This window comes from Nitratireductor sp. StC3 (assembly GCF_003015025.1).
In the GTDB taxonomy this organism is placed as follows: domain Bacteria; phylum Pseudomonadota; class Alphaproteobacteria; order Rhizobiales; family Rhizobiaceae; genus Mangrovimarina; species Mangrovimarina alexandrii.
The window spans coordinates 45001-49051 of record NZ_PYBP01000017.1 but is presented as its reverse complement, the minus strand read 5'-3'; the positions used below and the strand labels follow the sequence as shown (position 1 = coordinate 49051).

Sequence of the window (4051 nt, the reverse complement as noted above, 5' to 3'; positions counted from 1 at the left end):
CCTGATGCTCCTTCAAAACCCCGATGATCTGTTCTTCCGAGAACCGTGATCGCTTCATTGCCTGTCTCCTTTGTCGAGGAACAGGCTAACCCAAAATCGGGAACATCTCAGGGGAGCAGGTCAAGACCTATTGGCCACCTGTCGCGACTAAGGCTGCACGCATAAACGCTCCCGCGCCTGCCTGTATAACGTAGCTGCGCGCTACTTTGATCTTTTGACGAGCGCGCTTCTGTTCGCGCGCTCACTGCGCGTTCGAAAGGTCCCAAAGTGGCTTTGGATGGGAATGCAGCGAACCGGCAGGCCCGAATTCTGTTCGCAAGGACTTACGACATATCAGCCATAGCCGGCGCGTGCGGTAGGTCTTCGAACTCTTCCCTCACGATTTGCTCTATCGTCGTAACTTCGTCGTCAGTGAGCGCATTGAAGTATTCCGACTGGCGTCGCCGCTTCGACAATTGGCCGTCGTTCTCTTGGATGGCCCGAATGAGTACGGTGACCATCGTATCCGGCATCTCCAAAACCTGGTTGATACGGACCAGCGCGCGATCATGGCAAGTCAGGTACTCGATTTCGTAGGGAAGGTCGATCTGGACGGTCGCCTTCACGCAAGCGTAGAGGAATTCTGCCTCGGCGGTACAATCGGGATAGCGATAGAGATCCGCAGTATCGTTTAGAACCTCGACGTTGCCTTTTGGCGTTGGCCGCCACTGGATGAATGCCATGAGGGGCGCTGTGGCGCCCTGTACCGTTGTCCGATAGCGGTCGATGTTGCGCTCCATCACCGATGATACCGGGAATATGATACCGGCCGGGGAAAATTGCCGGCGTGCGAGAATTTTGTGAATGAGGCAGCGATGGAGACGGCCGTTTCCGTCTTCAACCGGATGGATATAGACAAACGGGAATGAAGTGGCTGCGGCATGGAGCACAGGGTCGAGCTGGGCTTCGGTCATGCGAGCGCTTGCATCAACAAGGCCGGAAAGCAGGTTTTCGACATCCTGAGCCCGCGCGCCGATGAACTCCGGCAACGGATTATCATCAATGTCGCGGTCGCCGAGAAAGACGCCCTCGTCGCGTAGACCGATCTTAACAAAACGGTCGTCCTCAATAAGGAGACGGTGGAGACGCTCGACCTCCGCAATCGAGAGATCATTTCGTGCCGATTGAACAACCGCGTCGGCCCAACGAGCGATTTTGTTCCGTGTCGGCCGCTCCCCCTCAATTTTGAAGCTCGCCTGGCTATCCGCGAGTGCAATGAAGCTCGCAGCTCGGGCCACCACTCTTTTGCCCGCACCCCCAATGAGCGCCCGTGCCTGCTCGCCAAGCGCTTCTTTAGAGAATGCATGAAGAGCGGATGTCTTCCTGATGACCGGGCAGAAGTCAGGTGTGCCAAGCAGATTCACGCGAACGCGGTGCCGGCTGGAAATCTCACCTTTTATCGTGATGTACTGCTTGTCATCCAACGCCCCAACCGCTGTCACGCTCTCGGCATCCGGAAGATCAACGGCTTTCGTGGTCAGCCACTCATAGAAGAACCAGATGCGTCGAGCGTGGGTACCTGTTGGGGTTGCTTGGACGATTTGCTTGATGGTTTCAGGGGTTATGGCCTGGAGGATGCGCTTCAGCACCAAGAGGTCGAGCTTCTCGTGGCGCAGAATAAAAATGAGGTCGTCTGCATCCGATGTACCGGACCGGTACCGACGATCAAACAACAGTATCTCGCCATGCCGGCGTACACTTCCCGATACGTGTCGGTCTGACACGGCGCAGACCTCACGGACAGGAGCATCGATTCCGTACCGATCGACAAGTGCTGCTGACCCTACCAGTTCCGCGTCGGCGGGAATGATGTGATCCTGAAAAGCCCTATCACGGGGGAGTCGAATGTCGTTCACGAGAGTCGTACATGCCTCATTTTTGGTTCTGTCGTCGAAAAACTATCAACAACAATAAACCTCAATAAGCGTCGATTGGCAATCACAAACGTCGCCAAACTTTCAACATCGGCCCCGCGCGTCGAATTATCGTCACTACCCTTGAAACCAAATGCATTGGCTCCAACACCTCCAAAAACCAATATCTATTACCTTTCCCCACTCGGAGATGCGAGATGCCCAGCCCGACCTCGACCGATTACGAGAATCGGATTGTCGAAGCCATTCGAAACAACCCTGGCGACATCGTTCACCGGCTCCGCCGGCTCCACATGATGACACCATGGGAAACCACGAGAGGCACCATTGAAGACGCTATCCAGGAGATCATTGATCTGCGAACGGCAGACCTGAAAAACGATGAAGAGCCCCGTTGAGGGGCTTTTCCATTTCAGGACCAACATGGCCGACCGGTGTTGAGGGCTATTGAGAACGGTTGGAAGGCACTGCCCCTAAACTGCCCCTAAGACGCAAAACCGCCCCGGAGGCTTTCCGAGGCGGTTTGATAAGATGCTGTTTTTAATGGTATTTTTGGTTGCGGGGGTAGGATTTGAACCTACGACCTTCAGGTTATGAGCCTGACGAGCTACCGGGCTGCTCCACCCCGCGTCAACCGAACCGCAGACCAAACCTGCGACCCGTAAGCATGAATCGAAAAAGCCGCCCAAGGGCGGATCGTTCGCTGCAGCGATCGAAAAGAGAAGATTTATGTGCGTTTTGCAGACCTGGCAGCGACTTACTCTCCCGCGTCTTGAGACGAAGTACCATCAGCGCTGGAGCGTTTCACGGCCGAGTTCGGAATGGGATCGGGTGCAGCCGCTCCGCCATAACCACCAGGTCGGCGAAACGCACATATCGAGAAGCTGTCTTTTCCGCGCCATCGCGTTCAGCGATGAGCACAAGCAATGAGAACGATCAAGCCAATCGAGCTATTAGTACCGGTAAGCTTCACACATTGCTGCGCTTCCACACCCGGCCTATCAACGTGGTCGTCTTCCACGACTCTCAGGGAATACTCGTTTTGAGGTCGGTTTCCCGCTTAGATGCCTTCAGCGGTTATCCGTTCCGTATATAGCTACCCTGCTATGCGGCTGGCGCCACAACAGGTCCACCAGAGATACGTCCATCCCGGTCCTCTCGTACTAGGGACAGATCCTCTCAATATTCCTACACCCACGGCAGATAGGGACCGAACTGTCTCACGACGTTCTGAACCCAACTCACGTACCGCTTTAAATGGCGAACAGCCATACCCTTGGGACCTGCTCCAGCCCCAGGATGCGATGAGTCGACATCGAGGTGCCAAACAACCCCGTCGATATGGACTCTTGGGGGTCATCAGCCTGTTATCCCCGGCGTACCTTTTATCCGTTGAGCGATGGCCCTTCCACACGGGACCACCGGATCACTATGACCGACTTTCGTCTCTGCTCGACTTGTCAGTCTCGCAGTCAGGCAGGCTTATGCCATTGCACTCAGCGAACGATTTCCGACCGTTCTGAGCCCACCATCGCGCGCCTCCGTTACTCTTTAGGAGGCGACCGCCCCAGTCAAACTACCCACCATACACTGTCCCGGACCCGGATAACGGGTCGCGGTTAGACATCCATGACGATAAGGGTGGTATTTCAAGGGTGACTCCACGCAGGCTGGCGCCCGCGCTTCAAAGTCTACCACCTATCCTACACATGCCGACACGAATGCCAGTGTAAAGTTATAGTAAAGGTGCACGGGGTCTTTCCGTCTAACCGCAGGAACCCCGCATCTTCACGGGGAATTCAATTTCACTGAGTCTCTGCTGGAGACAGCGGGGAAGTCGTTACGCCATTCGTGCAGGTCGGAACTTACCCGACAAGGAATTTCGCTACCTTAGGACCGTTATAGTTACGGCCGCCGTTTACCGGGGCTTCGATTCAAAGCTTGCACCTCTCCTCTTAACCTTCCGGCACCGGGCAGGCGTCAGACCCTATACGTCGTCTTGCGACTTCGCAGAGCCCTGTGTTTTTGATAAACAGTCGCTACCCCCTGGTCTGTGCCACCCCCATGAGGTTGCCCTCAAAGGGGTCACGCTTATCCCGAAGTTACGCGTGTATTTTGCCGAGTTCCTTCAGCAGAGT

The 4051-nt window shown here is 55.4% G+C and carries 2 protein-coding genes, 1 tRNA gene and 2 rRNA genes (1 of these 5 cut by a window edge); 1 reads left to right on the top strand and 4 read right to left on the bottom strand.

The window, feature by feature from the left end:
* Window positions 1–323: 323 nt before the first annotated feature.
* Window positions 324–1712 carry a Fic family protein gene (locus C7T96_RS22470; protein WP_245414219.1) on the bottom strand — a complete coding sequence of 463 codons (1389 nt, stop codon included), beginning with the start codon at window positions 1710–1712 and terminating at the stop codon, window positions 324–326.
* 398 nt (window positions 1713–2110) lie between these two features.
* Between C7T96_RS22470 and C7T96_RS22465 the strand changes: the two genes are divergently transcribed.
* Window positions 2111–2311, top strand: coding sequence for a hypothetical protein (locus tag C7T96_RS22465; RefSeq protein WP_106573491.1), 201 nt, complete (start codon window positions 2111–2113; stop codon window positions 2309–2311).
* 155 nt (window positions 2312–2466) lie between these two features.
* Here the strand turns inward: C7T96_RS22465 and C7T96_RS22460 are convergent.
* The 3 genes from C7T96_RS22460 to C7T96_RS22450 form a co-directional block, all read right to left on the bottom strand.
* A tRNA-Met gene (locus tag C7T96_RS22460) sits at window positions 2467–2543 on the bottom strand.
* 114 nt (window positions 2544–2657) lie between these two features.
* Window positions 2658–2772 (bottom strand): 5S ribosomal RNA (gene rrf, locus C7T96_RS22455).
* A 73-nt stretch (window positions 2773–2845) separates the two neighbouring features.
* Window positions 2846–4051 (bottom strand): 23S ribosomal RNA (locus C7T96_RS22450) (it continues 1589 nt past the right edge of the window).

Bases quoted from the DNA above. Each gene is read 5' to 3' on its own strand.
- C7T96_RS22465 (WP_106573491.1), top strand. From the start codon at position 2,111: ATGCCCAGCCCGACCTCGACCGATTACGAGAATCGGATTGTCGAAGCC.